The sequence below is a fragment of the Sinomonas flava genome (genome assembly GCF_039531875.1).
GTDB lineage: Bacteria > Actinomycetota > Actinomycetes > Actinomycetales > Micrococcaceae > Sinomonas > Sinomonas flava.
The window spans coordinates 146,593-166,093 of record NZ_BAAAQW010000010.1 but is presented as its reverse complement, the minus strand read 5'-3'; the positions used below and the strand labels follow the sequence as shown (position 1 = coordinate 166,093).

Genomic DNA, 19,501 nt, shown 5'->3' with positions numbered 1-19,501 from the left:
ACCGGCTGCGTCCGCTCCCCGACGCCGTTGGACTCCTCACCATTGAGGAAATGCGGAATGGTCTTGACAGTCATCTCATGTGCTCCTGATGAAGGTGCGGATCGGTGGTGTCGGTTCAGCCGAGGAACGGCCGCTGACGCGACTTGTGGTCGATGTAGGTGGCGAAGGCCTGCTTGGTGGACTCGAGCTCGGAGGCGCCGGAGACGGGAACGTCCCACCAGGACTCGGAGCTCGGGGCGTCCACGAGCGGATCGGACTCGATGTGGATCACGATCGGGCCCGAGCCCTCCGGCGCGGCCTTGGCCTTGCCGATGGCGGCCTCGAGGTCGGCGATGGCGTCGGGCCCCGGCTCGATCCGGTACACCGTCACGCCGAGGCTCTCGGCGTTCGTGGCGAGGTCGATCGGGAGCTTCTCGCCGTCGTCGAACGTGTGGTGCTCACGGTCCAGGGTGCGGTACTTGGTGCCGAAGCGCTGCGAGCCGAGCTGCTCGGACAGCGCACCGATCGAGGCGTAGCCGTGGTTCTGGATCAGCACCGTGATGAGCTTGATGCCCTCGGCGACGGCGGTGACGAGCTCCGTGTGCATCATGAGGTAGGAGCCGTCCCCGACCATGACGACGACGTCCCGGTTCTCCTCGCGGCCTTCTGCGCTGGGGCGTGCCGCGGCGTCCAGGGCCGCGCGCTTGACGCCGAGGCCGCCGGGGATCTCGTAGCCCATGCAGGAGAAGGCGTACTCGACGTGGTAGCCGAACGGGTCGCGGATCCGCCACATCTTGTGCAGGTCGCCCGGGAGGGAGCCGGCGGCGCAGATCACGACGTCGCGCGGGTCCATCGCGCGGTTGACCGCGCCGATGATCGCGTTCTGGGACACGAGCGGCTGGTGGTCCTCGGCAAACGCCGGACGTTCGGCAAAAGCAGTGTCGACCGTGTCGTCCCAGCGGGCCTTCTCGTCGGCGACCACGCGCTCGAGCTCCGCGCCGACGCGGTAGCCGCCGAGCGCCGTCGCGAGCGCCGAGAGGGCCTTGCGGGCGTCTGCGACGATCGGCAGGGAGGTGCCGTGCTTGTAGGCGTCGATGGGAGCGACATTGATGTTCACGAAGCTCACGTCCGGGTCCTGGAATGCGGTGCGCGAGGCCGTGGTGAAGTCCTCGTAGCGCGTGCCGATGCCGATGACGAGGTCCGCATCGCGCACGACGGCGTTCGCGGCCGTGGTGCCCGTGGAACCGACCGCTCCGAGCGCCTGGGGGTGGTCCCAGGCGAGGGAGCCGACGCCGGCCTGTGTCCAGCCGACCGGGATGCCCGTGGCCTCGGCGAACGCGCGGAGCTGGTCCGTGGCGAAGGCGTAGAGGACGCCGCCGCCGGCGATGATGACCGGGCGCTTCGCGGCGCGGATGCGGCGGGCGGCCTCGGCGATGTCCTCGGCCTCGGGCTCGGGGCGGCGGATGCGCCATTCGCGCTCGGCGAGGAACTCCTCGGGAACGTCGAAGACCTCGGCCTGGACGTCCTGCGGGAGGGCGATGGTCACGGCTCCGGTCTCAGCCGGGTCCGTGAGGACGCGCAGGCCGTGCAGGAGCGCGGAGAAGAGCTGCTCGGGGCGGTTCACCCGGTCGAAGTACTTCGAGAGCGGCCGGAACGCGTCGTTGACCGTGATGTCGTAGCCGTGCGGCTGCTCGAGCTGCTGCAGGACCGGGTCCGCGGCGCGGGTCGCGAACGTATCGCTCGGCAGGAGCAGGGCCGGGAGGCGGTTGGCCGTGGCCAGCGCCGCGCCGGTGAGCATGTTCGACGAGCCCGGGCCGATCGAGGTCGAGATGGCGAACGTCTGCCGGCGGCGCGTATGGCGGGCGTAGCCCACGGCCTGGTGGACCTGCGCCTGCTCGTTGCGGCCCTGGTAGTACGGCATCAGCGTGGGGTCGACGACCTGCCACTGCTTGAGCGCCTGGCCCACGCCGGCCACGTTGCCGTGCCCGAAGATGCCGAACATGCCCGGGATGAGCCGCTCGCGGTAGGCGCCACCGTCTGGGCCGCCCACCGAGTCCACCGTGTACTGGCGGCCGAGGAACTCGACGAGGGCCTGGGCGACCGTCATCGTGCGGGTGGATGTCACTTCGATGCCTCCATTGGCTTGGCCGCCGCAGCGGGGGTGATCTCTTCGGCGCGCAGCAGCGATGCTGCGGCAGCGACGGCGCCGGCCACGTCGCCGTCGGCCGGGTACAGGAGGGTGCGCCCCACCGTGAGTCCCTGCACGCCGGGAAGGGCGAGCGCCCGGCCCCACGAGGCGAAGACCTCGTCCTGGTGGCCGGCCGGATCGCCGCCGAGGAGCACGGTCGGCATGGTCGTCGCCGCCATGACGCGCTCCATGTCCTGCACCACCGGCAGCTTCATCCAGGTGTACGCGCTCGTGGAGCCGAGGCCGGACGCGATCGCGACCGACTTGACGACGGCCTCAGTGGAGAGGTCGTTCTTGACCTTGCCATCGACCCAGCTCGAGAGGAAGGGCTCGACCATCGCGATGAGGCCGTGGGCGGCGAGCGAGTCCACGGCCTTGGCCGTGTTCTCGAGGATGGACGCCGTGGCGGGATCGCCGAGGGCGATGCGCGTGAGCATCTTCCCGCCGTCGGCTCCGAGGGCCGCGAGCGCCTCGGCGGTGTGGCCGGTGAAGCGGTCGTCGAGCTCGTTGACGAACCCGGCGAGGCCGCCGCGGTTCATCGAGCCGAAGACGAGCTTGCCCTCGAGCGCGCCGAGCAGGAGCAGGTCGTCCATGATGTCCGGGCTCGCGAGCACGCCGTCGACGGCCGGGTTCGCGAGGGCGGTCTGGAGGCGGTCGAGGAGCTCGCGCCGGTCGGCCATGGCCTCGGGCTGGCCCTGCGCCGAGAGCGCCCCGCGGGCGGGGTGGTCGGCCGCGACGATGAAGTTCTGCTTCCCGAGGACGGCGCCCGGGTGGCGGCGGCGGGAGGCCGCCGCGCGGGCCACCGCCTGCGGGTCCTCGAGCCGGATCTTGGTCAGGTGCTCGTAGCGGCGCGGGTCGTCGTCGTGCGGGTTGGCGAGGGCTGCCGACGGGGACCCGGCGTCGGTGGCGGAGGCGGCAGTCACTGGGCCACCGCCTCGGGGACGAGGCGGCCGCGCTCGGCCAGCAGCGCGGTGACTTCCTCCGGCGTCGGCATCGCGTCGGAGCAGGCGAGGCGGGAGGCGACGATCGCCCCTGAGGCGTTGGCGTAGTCGAGGACTTGGGCGAGCGGCCATCCGGCCAGGAGGCCGTGGCAGAACGCGCCGCCGAACGAGTCGCCGGCGCCGAGTCCGTTGAGGGTCTCGACCGGGACCGGGGCGGAGACGACGCGCTCGGTGCGGGTCTTGGCCATGACGCCTTCGGGGCCGAGCTTGACGACGGCGATCTCGACCCCCGCAGCGAGGAGGCGGTCCGCCTGCTCGTCCGGGGTGCCGTGGCCGACGGCGACCGCGCACTCCTCCTCGTTGCCGATCGCGACCGTGACGTGGGGCAGGACCTTGGCGACCTGCTCGCGGGCGGCCTCCTCGGAGTCCCAGAACATCGGGCGGTAGTCCAGGTCGAGGACGGTGAACTGGCCCGCTGTGCTGGTGGCCTCGGCGAGGCCGGCGCGCGGCCGGGCCTCATGCGCGGCGATGTGCGCGGACCGGCTGGGCTCCTGGCACAGGCCCGTGACCGTGGACCAGAAGATGCGCGCATCCTTGACGGCGTCGAAGTCGAGCTCGTCGGCCCGGATCTGCAGGTCCGGGGCGGTGGGGAATCGGCCGTAGAAGTAGAGCGGGAAATCGTGCGTGGCGGGCATGATCGCGCAGAACGTCGCAGGGGTCTGGAGGCCGGCGACCGGGGTCACGAAGCGGTCGTCGACGCCGAACTTGGCGAGCTCGCGATGGAGGTACTCGCCAAACGGGTCGTCGCCCGTGCGGGTGACGACGGCGGTGGCGCGCCCATGGCGGGCAGCTGCGACGGCGACGTTCGACGGCGAACCGCCCAGGTACTTGCCGAAGCTCGTCACGTCCGCCAGGCCGACGCCGATGTCGTTGGGGTAGATGTCGACGCTGATGCGCCCCATCGTGAGAACGTCGTAGGTCACTACTGCGTGCCTTTCCTTGGGAGCCCGGTGACCCGGGCCGGCTTCGCTGCCTGTGGCGGCGGCCACAGGTCCACTCTGCTACAGATTTAATGTCCTGTCAAAGGTTTGTACTGACAAGTTGCCATTGTCGACCCAGCGGCGTCAGCGGGCAGGGACGGCCAGTTCTCCGGTCACGTACTGGGCCCGGCCGAAGCCGAAGGACCAGTCGCCGGCGGTGTTCTCGACATAGCCGATGAACACGTCCTCGCCCGGCACGCCCGCCTCGCCGAGATTCCGGGCGATCGCCTCGAACAGGCCCTCCTTGGCCTCCTGCGCCCGGCCGCCCTGGGTGAAGATCTGGATCATCACGACCCCGGGGGTCCGGTCGAAGCCGAGCCCGGCGTCCTGTGCCACGATCTGGCCGGGGGCGTGCTCGGTGATGATGTGGAAGTAGTCGCGTTCGGGGATCCGGTACTCAGCGAGGACAGCGTCGTGGATGGCCCGGCTGATGCCTGCGAGCTGCTCCGGGGTGCGGCCTGCGGCGACGTCGATGCGGATGAGGGGCATGGGCTCGAATCCTTTTGCTAGGTACTTTGTCCTGACATAACTACAATATGCGGAACCGGCTTTCTCTGCAACACTTTGTCCTGTCAAATCGTCGGACCGTCTCATCCCCGCCGTGAGAGAGTGGGGACGCCGCCAGGAACCGCATTCGACGTGGGAGCCCGCCGGCGGCCCCACGTCGAAAGGACTCCCCGTGACCAGCCGGATGAGCCGCGCCGCGGCGCTGGCCCTGCTCGCCGTCGGCCTCGTCTCGCTCAACGCCCGCGCGCCGCTCGTCGCGCTCGGCCCGGTGCTGCCGGACATCCAGAGCGGCACCGGCCTTGGGGCCGCCGTCGTCGGGCTCCTCACCGCGATTCCCGTCCTGTGCTTCGGGCTCATCACGCCGGCGGCGGCCTGGTTCATCGGCCGGATCGGGATCAACCATGCACTCCTGTACTTCTTCGGCGGCCTCGCGGCGGGCATCCTGCTGCGCTCGTATGGCGGGGCGGAGGGAGCACTGGCGGGCACAGTGGCGATCGGAGCCGCGATGACCATCGTCAACGTCGCCACTCCCCTGCTCGTGGGCCGCGACTTCCCGCACCGTGCGGCGCTCATGACGGGGCTCACGACGGCGGCGGTCAACGTGGGCACGACCCTCGCCTCGGCGCTCACAGCGCCCCTCGCAGCTGCAGTCGGATGGCAGGCCTCGCTCGCCTCCTGGCTCGCGGTCACAGCCGTCGCGGCAGGCGCCTGGCTGTTCGTCTTCCCGCCCGGCAAGGACGGGCCGCGGTGGTCGGACGCGGACTTCCCCGGTCCGCTCGCCAGGGCGGCCGCGCGCCGTCGTGCGCAGGCCGCACCCACGGCGACGGTCCCACGGGCGAAGGTGAGCCCGGCGAACAGGCGCATGATGTGGCTCTTCACAGTCACGTTCGGGCTGCACAATCTGGGCTACTACGCGGTCACGCTGTGGTTCCCCACGTTCCTGGTCGAGACCCGGGGCATGACGCCGTCCGAGGCCGGCCTCGCCGCGAGCCTGTTCCAGGTGCTCGCCATCGGAGGACCGCTGCTCGTCCCGGCGCTCGCGCACGCGTTCTCGTGGGGCCCGACCCGGCTCTTCGCCCTCGTCGCCGCGTGTTGGGTGGCCCTTCCGGCGGGGCTGCTCGCGGCGCCGGGCGCCTGGCTGGCCTGGGCCGTCCTCGGCGGCATCGCCCAGGGAGGGACATTCACGGTCGTGTTCACGGTGGTGATCCAGCGGGCCCGCACGCTCGACGAGAACCGCCGCATGACCGCCCTCATCCAGACCGTCGGCTACGCCGTCGCGTCCTCCGGGCCGATCGTGATGGGCGGCCTGCGTGCCTGGGCGGGCGGCTGGACCGCGCCGCTCACCCTCATCCTCGGCGCCGTCCTCGTCATGGCTGCCAGCGGCTTCGCGGCGATCCGGACGCGCTGACGCACGACGCCGCCCCTCCCCTCCCGCTCCCGGCGCGCCTAGCATCGTGTGGACGAGAGCGGGAACGACCCACAACGGAAGGAGCCGGCCATGCTGCCGGAGTCAGTGCAGGCGTTCATCGACGCCGAGGTCGCTGCGAGCACTACGGACTTCTCGGACCTGAGGGCGGTGTACATCAACGGCACGCTCAAGCCCAGCCCCGAGCAGAGCCATACCGACGGCCTCATTGCGGTCAGCAGGCGGGTGGTCGCGGGCGTGGGCGCGCGCGTGGACGAGATCCGGACGGTGGACCACGACATCCCGCCGGGGGTCTACCCCGACATGCGCGAGCACGGCTGGCCCACAGATACCTTCCCCGAGCTCTACCACTCCCTCATCGAGCCCGCGGACATCGTCGTGCTCGCCACCCCGACGTGGCTCGGCGACCAGTCCTCGGTCACCCGGCTGATGGTCGAGCGGCTGTACGGCTACTCCGGCGAGGCCAACGAGAAGGGGCAGTGGGCCTACTACGGCAAGGTGGGCGGCGTCATCGTGACCGGCAACGAGGACGGCGGCAAGCACTGCGCCTCGCAGCTGCTCTACGCCCTGAGCCACATCGGCTTCACGATCCCTCCGCAGGCGGACGCCTACTGGAACGGGGAGGCCGGCCCGGGCCCGTCGTACCTCGACGACAACCGGGGCGCGCAGAACCACTGGACCACCCGGAACACGGTGTTCGCGGCGTGGAACATGCTGCACACGGCCCGGCGCCTCAAGGACGCCGGCGGCATCCCGGCCCACGGCAACGTGATTTCGAACTGGGACCTGTCGAACAAGGAACACCCCAACCCCGAGTACCGCTGACGCACCCGGGCGCGCGGGCGCGCGTTCGCGCGATGGCGGCGGGGGTGGCATCGGCGCACACTGTCCCCATGGACATCGCCGAACCCGCGGAGACCCCTCGGTCCCTGGACAGCGGCCGCAGCGCACTGCGCGGCGGCGCCCTGACCGCCCTGGTCTTCGCCGGTGCAGTGGTCGTCGCGGGAGGCAACGCCGTGGCGATCCGCGTCAGCAACCGGGAGCTCGATCCCCTCTTCGGGGCGGCAGCACGGTTCGCCGCCGCAGCACTCGTGTTCGTGGTCATCATGGCCCTCAGCGGCAAGGCCTGGCCGCGTGGTCGGCAGCTTGCCGGGGCCCTCCTGTACGGGCTGCTCAACTTCGGGCTCGCCTACGGATTCATCTACGAGGGACTGCGCACCGTCCACGCGGGCCTTGCCCAGATCATCCTCGCTTCGGTGCCCCTGGCCACGATCCTCCTCGCCGCAGCCTTCGGGCTCGAGGTCTTCAGCTGGCGCCGGGTGCTCGGCACCGTCGTCGCGCTCGGGGGAATCGCCGTCGTCAGCGGGATCGGCACGGGCGGTGCGCCCCAGTTCTCGATCCTCGGCGTGCTCGCGATCACCGCAGCCGCGGTGTCGGTCGGCGCGGGAGCCGTCGTCGTCAAGCGGTTCCCGCCCCTGCCGATCGCCGCCCTCAATGCCATCGGCATGGCGGTCGGCGCCGGCCTCCTCGCCATCGCCTCCGCCGCAAGCGGTGAGCACTGGACGCTTCCCGCCGCTCCCTCGACATGGGTCGCGCTCGGCTTCCTGGTCGTGTCCACGGTGGTCATCTTCGCGGCGTTCCTGTTCGTCCTGCGGCGATGGAGCGCCTCCGCGACGTCGTACCAGTTCCTGCTGATCCCGATCCCCGCCATCGTGCTGTCCGCCCTCATCGACGCCGAGCCCCTCACCCCGGGCCTGGCGGTCGGCGGCCTGCTCGTCCTCGCGGGCAGCTGGGCGGGAATGCGGCCGGGGAAGGGCCGTTCCACAGCGCCTCAGACGAAGTCTGCGACGATGATCTCCACGTCCAGCCGGCGGATGAGCCGTTCGCGCTCCTCCTCGAGGACCTGACCGGGCAGCGGCGCCGCGCCGCGGGCAGGGGAAGGGACGGGGTTTCCGAGGCCGCGCGGAGCCCGCGGGATGCGCCGCTTCACCGCAGTCCCCCGATCGGGACCGAGCGGGAGTCCCGCAGCGGGCCGAGCCCCTCGCGGGCCAGGTCGTGGAGCATCTGGTGGTAGCTGGCCAGCGCGAGCGGCGGCATCTGGTGGAGGTCCGCGATCGTCGCCTGCGGGCGGTCCACGCGGTAGAGGGCGAGGATCGCCTGGTCCTCCTGGGCGTCGTCGAGGGCCCGGTACGGACCGACGGGACGATCGGCAGTGAGTGCTCGGGCGTAGCGGCCCAGTCGGTCATCCGGAGTTCCGTGACCGGCGCGGCTCCACACATGGACGACTTCGTTGACATCCACCATGGCCCCCGCCTCCTTAGGTCTTTCTCTGTGGCGGTCGGTCCGGGCCCCCATCCCGTTCCGCTGATCCTTAAACTTTAAACCTGTGAAATCACATGTCAAGAGTTATACTGAAAACATCCGCGGGAGGAGGATGGGATCATGACCAGCTGGAGGGAACAGCTCGCGTTCGCCCCTTTGGAGACCGGGGAGCGCGGCGAGGAGATCGGGCGCCGGATCCGCCACGCCATCGAGCTGGGGGTCCTCGAAGACGGGACCCAGCTGCCCAGCGAGACCGACCTGGCCGCGATGATGCGCGTCTCGACGCAGACGCTGCGGACCGCGCTTGCCGAACTGCGCCATCTGGGCCTCGTGGAGACCCGCCGCGGGCGCGGCGGTGGGAGCTTCGTCAAGGCGAACACCGGCGAGCTCGCCCGGGTGCGGCGGGAAACGCTCGCCGCCTACACGCTGGACGACCTGCGCGACATCCGCGAGTACCGCGCCGTCCTGGCCGGTTCGGCGGCTGCAGCAGCAGCGGCGAGGCCGCAGCAGATCTCGGTGGCGCGTCTGGCCTCGCTCGGCGCCATGGTGGAATCGGCCCCCGAGCCCGCCGGCATGGCCAGGGCGGACAGCAGGTTCCACCTCGAATTGGCGGCAGCGTCACGCTCCGTGCGCCTCACGCGCCAGGAGATGGCGCTCCATGCGGAGGTCGGGCCGCTCATCTGGACGAGCGCCGCGGGAAACGGACGCCGGGCGGCCGAGGAACACGCTGCCATCGTCGAGGCGATCCGGCTCGGCCAGCCCGCCGAGGCACGCGTGCGCGCGGAAGAGCACGTCCGGCACGAGATGAACGCCCTCATCGACCTGCGCATGTCCATGGACGGTTCGGCACCGATGGCCGCGCGCCAGCGCCGTGGCGGGAGCGCCGAGTCCGAGGCGGTCGCCGGCATCGAGTCCCTGGCCGTCGAGATCGAGAAGCGCGCCGTCGCTGCGATCCGCGCTGTCGACGAGGCCGTCCTGACGGCCCTCGACGCCGCGCCGGACAGGGGACTCGCCGCCCTCGAGGCCGTCTACGGCGTGACGCTGGGCTCCCTGTCCGCCGCCCGTCCGGTGCTCTACGGGGTCGGGTTCCTCGCCGACACGGCCTACTTCGGGGACACGGGCATCGTGTGGTCGTACGTGCCGGTGGGGCGGCCGTCGCCCGAGCGCCTGGAGATGGACCTCCAGTACTACGACTACACGAGTTCCCCGTGGTGGCCCAAGGATGAGAAGGGCAGTGTGCAGGCGAGCTACTCATACGTGGACGCGCTCGGCTCCAACGCGTACCTCGTCACGTTCAGCAAGCGGGTGGTGAAGGACGGCCGGTCGGTGGGCGTGGCGGCGGCCGACGTCCTTGTCTCACGGATCCAGGAGCAGTTCGCGCCCTTCCTCGAAACGCTTCCGGCCGGCTCATGCATTGTGGACCAGATGGACGTGGTCATCGCCGCCAACTCGGGCAGCCTCGTCGGCGACATCTTCTCCCCGGACGGCGGGGTGGCACGGAGCGTGGCACTCCCCGCCGTCCCCTGGCGACTGCACGTGGCCGCCGCGGAATGACCCGACGCCCCCTTATGCGCGTCTGGGGGTCACCTCCTGATGGCCAATGTCGTGACAAAGACCATCAGGAGGTGACCCCCAGAAGGTGACCCCTGGAAGGGCGGGGCCCTAGCGGAGCACCACCGTGCGGTTGCCGTTGAGGATCACGCGTCCCTCGCAGTGCCAGCGCACAGCGTTGGAGAGCGCCTTGCACTCGGCGTCGCGGCCCACGGCCACGAGGTCCTCGGGCGAGTGGGTGTGGTCCACCTCGATGACCTGCTGGGCGATGATCGGGCCCTCGTCGAGCTCGGCGTTGACGTAGTGCGCCGTGGCGCCGACCGTCTTGACTCCCCGCTCCCACGCCTGGTGGTAGGGCTTGGCGCCCTTGAAGGACGGCAGGAACGAGTGGTGGATGTTGATCACCCGACCGGACATCTTCGTCGCGAGCTGGTCGGACAGGACCTGCATGTAGCGGGCCAGGACCACGAGCTCCACCCCATACCCGTCCACGAGCGTCAGGAGCTTCGCCTCGGCCTCGGGCTTGTTCTCCTTCGTGACGGGGATGTGGTGGTACGGGATGCCGTGCCACTCGACCAGGCCGCGGTGGTCCTCGTGGTTCGACACGACGGCCACGATCTCCACGGGCAGCTCCCCGATCCGGGCCCGGAACAGGAGGTCGTTCAGGCAGTGCCCGAACTTGGAGACCATGAGCAGCACGCGGGTCTTCTCCCCCGCCGGCCGCAGCGTCCACTCCATGCCGAACTTCGAGGAGACCGGCGCGAACTCCTCCCGGAGGCGGTCGGCGGCGTCGGCACTCCCCTGCTCGTCACCCGGGGCCTCGAAGTGCACCCGCATGTAGAAGTGGCCTCCGCGGCGGTCGCCGAACTGCTTGATGTCGATGATGTCGCACCCGCGTTCGGCCAGGAACCCGGAGACCGCGTACACGATCCCCGGCCCCTCGGCACAGTCCAGCGTCAGGACGTATTCGGTAGTCATGCTTTCACCGTACGCCCGCTGCCGCGGCGCCGCTGACCGCGAACTCGCGCATCGCGTCCACGAGCCACCGGCCCACGTGGTCCGCGAACGAGGCCCGCGGCAGCACCCGGTAGGTGTCCTCGCCGGTCTTCCACAGGAGCACCGGCACGTGGTCCAGGACCGTCGCGATGGCCGTGCCCACCTCGAAGCGGCGCGGGTGCAGGTCGTAGGAGATGCCCTTCTCGAGCACCGCGAGCGCGCTCGGGCCGCTGAGCTCGAACGTGGTGCGGTTCGCCGAGAGGTCGACGACAGCGCCCGCGGCCCGCGTGCCGGCCTCGCCCAGCGCATCGCCCACCCGGGCGGCCTCGGCGGGTCCGCGGTCCTCGACGGCGGAGGTCGGCGTTTCGTCCGCTACCGCGAGGAACTCGTCCGGTCCAACCCACAGGAGGGTGTAGCCGCCGCCCGTCGTCGTGCGTCCGTGGCCCGAGGGCAGGGACGCGCCGAGAGCGGACTCGACGGCCGCGGCGCCGGCAGACCCGGGGACGGCGCGGACGCCGAGCTGGGTCAGGAACGGGATCTCGCGCACGGCCACGCCGCGCTCGCCCTGAACCGTCGCCGCCGCGAAGGCGTCCGCCAGTTGGGCGGCGGGGCTGCGGCGCAGGGCCGCGGCGTCTCCGCGGAGGGCGGTGGGAGCAGGTGCAGTCACTTCAATCGTCTCAGCCATCACGGCGCTTCCCTTCGGGGTCAAAGAGGACGGTCTCACCGACCAGGACATCCACGAGCCGGTCGCCGGCGACGGCGGTGAGGGTCTCGCCGATCCGGTTGCGGCCGTTCTTGATGAGCGCGAGCGCGAACGAGCGCCCGAGCGCCGCCGAGTGGTAGCTCGACGTGACGTGGCCCTGCATCGGCACGGGCCCATACGCGGGGTTCGTGGAGATCCCCTGCTCGATCACCTGCGTGCCCTCCGGGAGGCGGAAGGACGGGTCCACGGGGAGCAGCGAGACCATGTGCTTGCGGTCGGTGCGGGCGGTGTCGAGGCGGGAGTAGGAGCGCTTGCCCACGAAGTCCTTGGCCTTGGACACGATCCACTCCATGCCCGCGTCCTGCGGGGTCACGGTGCCGTCGGTGTCCTGGCCGACGATCGGGTAGCCCTTCTCCGCGCGCAGCACGTGCATGGTCTCGGTGCCGTACGGGGTGATGTTGAACTCCGCGCCAGCCTCGGCCACGTCCTCCCACACCTGCAGCCCGTACCAGGCGGCCACGTTGATCTCGAAGGCGAGCTCGCCGGAGAACGAGATGCGGCACACGCGGGCGGGGATGCCGGAGGCGAGGGTGGTCTCGCGCCAGGCCATGAACGGGAACGCGTCGTTGTCGACGTCGAGCTCCGGGGCCACCTTCGCGATGACCGCGCGGGACTTCGGGCCCACGACGGCGACCGTGGTCCACTGCTCGGTCACGGACGTGAAGTTCACGTCGAGCTCGGGCCACTCGGTCTGGTGCCACTCCTCGAGCCAGTCGAGGACCTTCGCGGCGCCGCCGGTCGTGGTGGTCATGAAGTAGCGGTCCTGGTCCAGGCGCAGGGTCACCCCGTCGTCGAAGATCATGCCGTCCGGGCCGCACATGACGCCGTAGCGACCCATGCCGGGGGCGAGCTTCTTGAACGCGTTGGTGTAGATGCGGTTGAGGAACTCGCCCGAGTCCGCGCCCCAGATCTCGATCTTGCCGAGCGTAGTGGCGTCCATGAAGCCCACGGACTCGCGCACCGCGGCACACTCGCGCAGCACGGCCTCGTCCATGGTCTCCTCGCCCTGCGGGAAGTACCACGGGCGAAGCCACTGGCCGACGAACTCGAACTTGGCGCCGTGGGCCACGTGCCACGGGTGGATCGAGGTGATCCGCTCGGGGTCGAACAGCTCCCCGCGCTTCCGGCCGGCCATCGCAGCGAAGGCGACGGGCGCGTACGGGGCGCGGAACGTCGTCGTGCCGATCTCGCCGATGCCGGGGGCGGCGCCTTCACCCTTGAGCGCCGCCGCGATGACGCCGATCGCGTTCACGCCCGAGGTCTTGCCCTGGTCGTTGGCGGTCGAGATCGAGGTGTAGCGCTTGACGTGCTCGACAGAGCGCATGCCGGCGCCGGTGGCGCGGAGGACGTCGTGGACGGTCTGGTCGCGCTGGAGGTCCACGAAGTGGGTGTTCCAGTCCGCGGGCTCGCCGGTCTCGCCCGGGACGAGCCAGACCTGGCGGGTCGGGGCGGAGGCGACGGCGGGGCGGGACGAGACCGCCGTGGCGTGCTCGCCGGCCTCGGTCACGAAGCCCGCGTTGAACGCGGCCACCGCGCCCGCGTGCGCGCCCTCGGAGACCACGTCGGAGGTCAGGTACGAGCCCCGGGCCGAGCCGACGATCTGCTGGCCGGTGACGGTGCCGGCCGGCACAAACCCGGCGAGGTCCTCGTCCCAGCGCAGCTTGCCCTGGCGCTGGCTGAACAGGTGCACGACCGGGCTCCAGCCGCCCGAGACGGCCAGGAGGTCCGCCTCGATGCGCTCGGCGTCGCCGGTCAGGGACACCGTTCCGTCGTCTTCGGACGTCACGCCGCGCACGACGACGGCGCTCACCCGGCCGCTCTCGGCCGAGCCCTCGGTGCCGCTCACCACGGAGCCGGCGATGACGCGCAGGCCAGCGGCCTCGGCGGCAAGGGCCGCCTCGGTCTTCTCGGCGCGGGCGTCGACGACGGCTGCGACCGGGACGCCTGCGGCGGCCAGGTCGCTGGCGGTCGCGTAGGCGGAGTCGTTGGTCGTGAAGACGACCGCGGACGAGCCCGGGCGCACACCGTACCGGTTGAGGTAGGTGCGGGCGGCGGAGGCGAGCATGATGCCCGGGCGGTCGTTGTCCGCGAAGACGACCGGACGCTCGTGCGCGCCGGTCGCGAGGACGACCTGGGCGGCGCGGATGTGCCACAGCCTCTGGCGGGAGACGCCCTGGGCGCTGAGCTCGCGGGCCTTCTCGGCGCCGAGGTGGTCGGTGCGCGACTCGAGGGCCACGATGTAGTTCGAGTCGTAGGAGCCGAACGCGTTGGTGCGGGTCAGCACGGTGACCTCGTCCCCGGCGGCGAGCTCGGCGGCAGCGGCCGCGATCCACTCGGGTGCGGGGACGCCGTCGACCGTCTCGCCGGGAGAGGAGAGCAGCGAGCCGCCCAGCTCGGGCTGGTCGTCGATGAGGATGACGCGGGCGCCGGTGGACGCGGCCTCACGGGCCGCGGCGAGGCCGGCGGGGCCGCCGCCGACGACGAGGACGTCGGTGTGGACGTGCTTCTTGTCGTAGACGGCCTCGTCGGTGCGCGGGTCGAGGGTGCCCAGGCCCGAGAGGTACGTGGCCTCGAGCCCTTCGGTGAGCTCGACAATGGTGGCCGGGAGCATCGTCTCGTCGACGCCGCCGGCGCCGCGGTCCTTGACGGTGAGCAGGCCGTTGGGCTCCTCGACGCCTGCGGCGAGGATGCCGCGCGGGCGGCCCAGGTACATGGACGGGCCGGTCTCGACGACGCCGTTGGCGAGGAGGGCCGAGGCGACCGTGTCGCCGGCGAAGCCCGTGTACTCGGTCCCGTCGACCGTGAAGCGCACGACGGCGTCGCGGTCGATCCGCTCTGTTCCGAACCGCCGTCCGGCGGACTTCTCGGCGGGGAGACGGTGGCTCTGGCTGGTCACTTCTGGCCTCCATTCGTGGTCGCGGATGCGCCGGTCTGCGCAGGTGCTGCGGTGGCTGCCGCTGGCGCGGCGCCGGTGTAGATGCTCTTGAACTCGTAGGTGACGGTGTCACGGATGGCGTTGAACCACTTGCGGCAGCCGCCGGTGTGGACCCAGCGCTCCGCGAAGGCGCCCTTCGGGTTCTCACGGTAGAAGAGGTAGCGGGACCACTCGGCGTCGGTCAGCTCGGCGGGGTTCTCGGGGTAGGCCACGTGGGCCTGGCCGCCGTAGTGGAACTCGGTCTCGTCGCGCGGCCCGCAGTTGGGGCAGGTGATGAGCAGCATGCTCGTGCTCCTTTCTGTGTCTGTCTGAGCCTGGGGCTCAGTGGGCCACGGCGGCGGCGCCGTGCTCGTCGATGAGGGCGCCGGTCTCGAAGCGCTCGAGGGCGAACGGCGCGTTGAGGGCGTGCGGCTCGTCGGTCGCGATCGTGTGGGCCATGGTCCAGCCAGCGCCCGGGGTGCCCTTGAAGCCGCCCGTCCCCCAGCCGCAGTTGACGTACATGCCCTCAACCGGGGCCTTGCCCACGATCGGGGACGCGTCGAGCGTGACGTCCACGATGCCGCCCCAGGTGCGCAGCAGGTGTGCGCGGGCGAAGATCGGGAAGAGCTCGACCGCGGCGGCCATCTGCTCCTCGATGACGTGGAACGCGCCGCGCTGGCCGTAGCCGTTGTACGAGTCGATGCCGGCGCCCATGACGAGCTCGCCCTTGTGCGCCTGGGAGACGTACACGTGGACGTGGTTCGACATGACCACCGTCGGGTGCACCTTGTGGTGGAGCTCGGAGACGAGCGCCTGGAGCGGGTGCGACTGGATGGGCAGGTCGAAGCCGGCGAGCTTGGCCAGGACCGAGGAGTGGCCGGCGGCGCAGAGCGCGACCTTGCCCGTGGCGATCGTGCCGCGGTTCGTCTGGACGCCGACCACACGGTTGCCGTCCTTGACGAAGCCGGTGACCTCGCAGTTCTGGATGATGTCGACGCCGAGCTCGTCCGCCTTGCGGGCGAAGGCCCACGCGACGTGGTCGTGCTTGGCGATGCCCGCGCGCGGCTGGTAGGTCGCGCCGAGGACCGGGTAGCGGATGTCCTCGCTGGTGTTGATGATCGGGCAGAGTTCCTTGACCTGGTCGGCGTCGAGCCACTCGGCGTCGACGCCGTTGAGCTTGTTCGCGCCGACGCGGCGGACGGACTCGCGCACGTCCTGGAGCGTGTGGGCGAGGTTCATGACGCCGCGCTGGCTGAAGAGGAAGTCGTACTCGAGCTCCTCGGGCAGGGCCTCCCACAGCTTGAGGGAGTGCTCGTAGATCGCCGCGGACTCGTCCCACAGGTAGTTCGAGCGGATGATCGTGGTGTTGCGGGCCATGTTGCCGCCGGCGAGCCAGCCCCGCTCGAGCACGGCGATGTTGGTCATGCCGTGGTGGGCCGCGAGGTAGTACGCGGTGGCGAGGCCGTGGCCGCCGCCGCCGACGATCACGGCGTCGTAGGAGGGCTTCGGGTCCGGGTTCCTCCAGAGGAAGTCCGGGTGTTCGGGCAGGAGGTCCGCCATCACTGGGCTCCGTTCTCGGTTGCGGCCCCGGACTCGGCCGGGGTCAGGTGCGGGTAGAGGGGGTGCTTGTCGGCAAGGACGGCGACGCGGGACCGCAGCGCTGCGGCCAGCTCGTCGTCGAACTCGGGCTTGAGGGCGTCGGCGATGATGTCGGCGACCTCGGTGAACTCGGCGGCGCCGAAGCCGCGGGTGGCCAGGGCGGGCGTGCCGATCCGCAGGCCGGAGGACACCATCGGCGGGCGCGGGTCGAACGGGACGGCGTTGCGGTTGACCGTGATGCCGATCCGGTGGAGGCGGTCCTCGCCCTGCTGCCCGTCGAGCTCCGAGTGGCGCAGGTCGACGAGGACGAGGTGGACGTCGGTGCCGCCGTTCACGACGCCGATCCCCGCCTCCGTGAGGTCGGACTGGGTGAGTCGGTCGGCGAGGATGCGCGCGCCCTCGAGCGTGCGGCGCTGGCGGTCGCGGAACTCCTCAGTCGCGGCGAACTTGAAGGCGACGGCCTTGCCGGCGATCACGTGCTCGAGCGGGCCGCCCTGCTGGCCGGGGAACACCGCGGAGTTGACCTTCTTGGCGAGGGCGGCGTCGTTGGTGAGGATGATCCCGCCGCGCGGGCCGCCGAGCGTCTTGTGGGTCGTCGTCGTGGTGACGTGGGCGTGCGGAACGGGGTTCGGGTGGAGGCCGGTGGCGACGAGGCCCGCGAAGTGGCTCATGTCCACGAGCAGGAAGGCCCCGACCTTGTCAGCGATGCGGCGGAACTCGGCGAAGTCGAGCTGGCGGGAGTAGGCGGACCAACCCGCGATCATGAGCTGGGGCCGGTGCTCGACGGCGAGCCGCTCGACCTCCGCCATGTCGATCCGGTGGTCCTTCTCGGAGACCTGGTACGGGACCACCTTGTAGAGCTTGCCGGAGAAGTTGATCTTCATCCCGTGGGTCAGGTGGCCGCCGTGCGCCAGGTCGAGGCCCATGATCGTGTCTCCGGGCTGGATGAGCGCGTGCATCGCGGCGGCGTTCGCCTGGGCGCCCGAGTGCGGCTGGACGTTCGCATACTCCGCGCCGAAGAGGGCCTTGGCCCGGTCGATCGCGAGCTGCTCGATCACGTCGACGTGCTCGCAGCCGCCGTAGTAGCGCTTGCCCGGGTAGCCCTCGGCGTACTTGTTGGTCAGGACCGAACCCTGCGCCTCCATGACGGCCGTCGGGGCGAAGTTCTCCGACGCGATCATCTCGAGCGTCCCCTGCTGGCGCCCGAGCTCAGCGGCGATGGCTGCCGCGACCTCGGGGTCGGCCTGGACGAGCGGCAGGTCGAGAAGGTTCTCCACGGTGCCTCCTTGGTCTGTCGTCTGCTTGATACCGGAATTGATATCTAACTAATCATCAACTGATATATTAGTTCTGGCATCGATACTATGGTTCACATCACAGGGGAGTCAAGCGCACCCCGGAAGGAGGCGAAAGGTGACCATCACAGCCCATGCCGAGACGGCCGGGGCGTCCGCCGCCTCGTTCGCCGAGCAGGCGTACCTGACCGTGCGGGACCGGCTCATCATGCTCGAGATCAAGCCCGGCGACCCCATCAACGACACCGCCCTGGCCGCCGAGCTCGGGGTCGGCCGGACACCGGTACGCGAGGCGCTCAAGCGGCTCGAGGTGGACCACCTCGTGGTGTCCTACCCCCGCCGCGGCACGTTCGCGACCATCGTGGACATCACCGAGCTCGCCGACGTCTCCGAGATCCGCGAGCAGCTCGAGCCGCTCGCGGCCCGACGCGCAGCCCGGGACGCATCGCCGGCCATTCGCGCAAAGCTGCGCGAGACTGCCGACCGCATCGAGTCGCTGTCGGAGCCGCTCGACCAGCGCGAGCTCATGCGCTACGACATCACGGTGCACCGTCTCATCTACGAAGCCGCCGGCAACCCGCACCTCACCGACACGCTCATCCGGTACGACAACCTCGCCACGCGCATCTGGTGCCTCGTCCTGGACAAGGTGCCCTCGGTGGCAGGGCACGTCAAGGAGCATGCCGATCTGCTGCGCGCGATCGCAGACGGTGACGAGGAGGCCGCGGGACGCATGGCCCTCGAGCACGTCACGAGCTTCGAGACCACGATCCGCCAGGCCCTCTGACCCGCCGACGTCACCCCGTGTGGCGCCGACGTCACCCCCTGTGGCGCCGACGTCACCCGCGCGATGCCGCCATCGCAGCCCGGCCTCGGCTGCGCCGTTGGAAGTGCCGTTCCCATCCATAAGTCGCCGTTTCGACGACTTGTCGACGCCAACGGCGCTTGCCACGTCGGCCGACGCCCCTCTCACGAACCCGACCCCCACCCGCTCGGAGGCCCTCATCGCGGCTTCGGGGGGCGGCACGGCGGGCGGAAGCCCGACGGGAGTCAGGCCTCGGCGCGCTTGGCCCCGTACCCGAGACGGGCGGACACACGCCCGGCAGTCTCGACGACCGCCCCAGCCAGCCGCTCGGCAACTTCGCCCCGGGCCCGCGAGCGCGGGGCGGACGCCGTCACGCAGCCGACCATGCGCCCCCGGTAGTCCCATACGGGGGCGGACACGCCGAATTCCTCCGGCGTCGTGGCGCCGTCGTTCACGGCGACGCCATCCGCCGCCACGTTGGTGAGCACATCCAGCGCCCGCCGGGCGGCGGCAGTCTGGGGCCCGGCGTCGTGCGCCCCGGGCAGCACCACGGCACCCGAGGCGAGCAGCTCGCGCGCCGCGTCCGGGGTGAGCCCGGCGAGGAACACCTGGACTGAGGACGAGGCGAACTTGTTGTAGCGCGTACCGATCGACGCGGTGTGCTTGACCTGGTGGGGGCTGGGGACCTGCTCGACGACGATCGCCTCCTCGCCGTTCCACACCGCCAGCGCGCTGGTCTCACCCGTCTGCTCGGTGAGTTCCTCGAGGTAGGGCAGGGCGGCGCGGCGGACGTCTAGATCCGCGAGCAGGGGGCCGGACAGCGCGAGGAGTCCCAGCCCGAGGCGGTAGCGGCCGCTGGCCTCGTCACGCTGGACGTATCCCGCCTCCGCGAGGCCGGCGAGGATCCGGGAGACGGTGCTCTTGTGCAGCCCTACGCGCTGCGCGATCTCGGTGACGCCGAGGATGGGCTTCTCGATCGAGAAGGCCTCGAGCACGCCGAGGCCGTTGAGCAGGGATGCAGCCGCCCCCTGGGGGGCCTCATCGCTCGTGCGGGGGCGTCCTACCACAATGCACTTCCTAACGGTCGGCTCGGCTGAACCATCTTAGAGTCCACGATCATCTTCGCCGCAACTCTTGTCCGATGCTAGGGCAGCAACTACTTTGGTCTCACAGCA

General features: G+C 70.8%; 17 protein-coding genes. 5 read left to right on the top strand and 12 right to left on the bottom strand.

The window, feature by feature from the left end; all coding sequences use genetic code 11:
• Positions 1-115: 115 nt before the first annotated feature.
• The 4 genes from iolD to ABD298_RS15790 form a co-directional block, all read right to left on the bottom strand.
• The gene (gene iolD, locus ABD298_RS15805; RefSeq protein ID WP_344300732.1) at positions 116-2,086 is read right to left on the bottom strand and encodes a 3D-(3,5/4)-trihydroxycyclohexane-1,2-dione acylhydrolase (decyclizing); all 1,971 of its coding nucleotides are present in this window, start codon (positions 2,084-2,086) and stop codon (positions 116-118) included.
• Positions 2,087-2,100: 14 nt separating this feature from the next.
• Entirely contained in the window at positions 2,101-3,090 is a 990-nt protein-coding gene (locus ABD298_RS15800) for a Cgl0159 family (beta/alpha)8-fold protein (protein ID WP_344300721.1), read from the bottom strand.
• Positions 3,087-4,091 (bottom strand): 5-dehydro-2-deoxygluconokinase, encoded by a 1,005-nt coding sequence (iolC, locus tag ABD298_RS15795; RefSeq protein ID WP_344300720.1) that lies wholly within the window; start codon positions 4,089-4,091, stop codon positions 3,087-3,089. Before iolC ends, ABD298_RS15800 begins: the two co-directional genes overlap by 4 nt.
• A 141-nt stretch (positions 4,092-4,232) precedes the next feature.
• Positions 4,233-4,637 (bottom strand): tautomerase family protein, encoded by a 405-nt coding sequence (locus ABD298_RS15790; RefSeq protein ID WP_344300719.1) that lies wholly within the window; start codon positions 4,635-4,637, stop codon positions 4,233-4,235.
• Positions 4,638-4,827: 190 nt separating this feature from the next.
• Between ABD298_RS15790 and ABD298_RS15785 the strand changes: the two genes are divergently transcribed.
• The 3 genes from ABD298_RS15785 (at position 4,828) to ABD298_RS15775 (ending at position 7,988) form a co-directional block, all read left to right on the top strand.
• On the top strand, positions 4,828-6,063 hold the full coding sequence (locus tag ABD298_RS15785) for an MFS transporter (RefSeq protein WP_344300718.1): 1,236 nt from the start codon (positions 4,828-4,830) through the stop codon (positions 6,061-6,063).
• Positions 6,064-6,153: 90 nt separating this feature from the next.
• Positions 6,154-6,906 (top strand): flavodoxin family protein, encoded by a 753-nt coding sequence (locus tag ABD298_RS15780; protein WP_344300717.1) that lies wholly within the window; start codon positions 6,154-6,156, stop codon positions 6,904-6,906.
• Positions 6,907-6,974: 68 nt separating this feature from the next.
• On the top strand, positions 6,975-7,988 hold the full coding sequence (locus tag ABD298_RS15775) for a DMT family transporter (RefSeq protein ID WP_344300716.1): 1,014 nt from the start codon (positions 6,975-6,977) through the stop codon (positions 7,986-7,988).
• A gap of 79 nt (positions 7,989-8,067) precedes the next feature.
• On the opposite strand, the gene ABD298_RS15770 is transcribed toward ABD298_RS15775, so the two are convergent.
• Positions 8,068-8,385: a hypothetical protein gene (locus ABD298_RS15770; protein WP_344300715.1), complete on the bottom strand. Its 318-nt coding sequence runs from the start codon at positions 8,383-8,385 to the stop codon at positions 8,068-8,070.
• Between the two features lie 138 nt (positions 8,386-8,523).
• Here ABD298_RS15770 and ABD298_RS15765 point away from each other — a divergent pair, with 138 nt between their 5' ends.
• The gene (locus ABD298_RS15765; protein WP_344300714.1) at positions 8,524-9,957 is read left to right on the top strand and encodes a GntR family transcriptional regulator; all 1,434 of its coding nucleotides are present in this window, start codon (positions 8,524-8,526) and stop codon (positions 9,955-9,957) included.
• Positions 9,958-10,065: 108 nt separating this feature from the next.
• On the opposite strand, the gene purU is transcribed toward ABD298_RS15765, so the two are convergent.
• From purU to glyA, 6 genes are read right to left on the bottom strand one after another with little or no spacing between them, the layout of a single operon-like run.
• Entirely contained in the window at positions 10,066-10,932 is an 867-nt protein-coding gene (gene purU / locus ABD298_RS15760; RefSeq protein ID WP_344300713.1) for a formyltetrahydrofolate deformylase, read from the bottom strand.
• A gap of 4 nt (positions 10,933-10,936) precedes the next feature.
• Positions 10,937-11,635: a sarcosine oxidase subunit gamma gene (locus ABD298_RS15755; RefSeq protein WP_344300712.1), complete on the bottom strand. Its 699-nt coding sequence runs from the start codon at positions 11,633-11,635 to the stop codon at positions 10,937-10,939.
• Positions 11,628-14,609, bottom strand: a complete 2,982-nt coding sequence (locus ABD298_RS15750) for a 2Fe-2S iron-sulfur cluster-binding protein (protein ID WP_425564460.1) — start codon at positions 14,607-14,609, stop codon at positions 11,628-11,630. Before ABD298_RS15750 ends, ABD298_RS15755 begins: the two co-directional genes overlap by 8 nt.
• Positions 14,606-14,932, bottom strand: a complete 327-nt coding sequence (locus ABD298_RS15745) for a sarcosine oxidase subunit delta (RefSeq protein WP_344300711.1) — start codon at positions 14,930-14,932, stop codon at positions 14,606-14,608. Before ABD298_RS15745 ends, ABD298_RS15750 begins: the two co-directional genes overlap by 4 nt.
• A gap of 37 nt (positions 14,933-14,969) precedes the next feature.
• Positions 14,970-16,187, bottom strand: coding sequence for a sarcosine oxidase subunit beta family protein (locus ABD298_RS15740; protein ID WP_344300710.1), 1,218 nt, complete (start codon positions 16,185-16,187; stop codon positions 14,970-14,972).
• Entirely contained in the window at positions 16,187-17,503 is a 1,317-nt protein-coding gene (gene glyA / locus ABD298_RS15735; protein WP_344300709.1) for a serine hydroxymethyltransferase, read from the bottom strand. The genes ABD298_RS15740 and glyA overlap by 1 nt, the downstream gene beginning before the upstream one ends.
• A gap of 136 nt (positions 17,504-17,639) precedes the next feature.
• Here glyA and ABD298_RS15730 point away from each other — a divergent pair, with 136 nt between their 5' ends.
• Complete coding sequence (locus ABD298_RS15730) at positions 17,640-18,308, top strand: GntR family transcriptional regulator (protein WP_344300707.1); 669 nt, start codon at positions 17,640-17,642, stop codon at positions 18,306-18,308.
• A 263-nt stretch (positions 18,309-18,571) separates the two neighbouring features.
• On the opposite strand, the gene ABD298_RS15725 is transcribed toward ABD298_RS15730, so the two are convergent.
• Positions 18,572-19,393, bottom strand: a complete 822-nt coding sequence (locus ABD298_RS15725) for an IclR family transcriptional regulator (protein WP_344300706.1) — start codon at positions 19,391-19,393, stop codon at positions 18,572-18,574.
• Between the last annotated feature and the right edge of the window lie 108 nt (positions 19,394-19,501).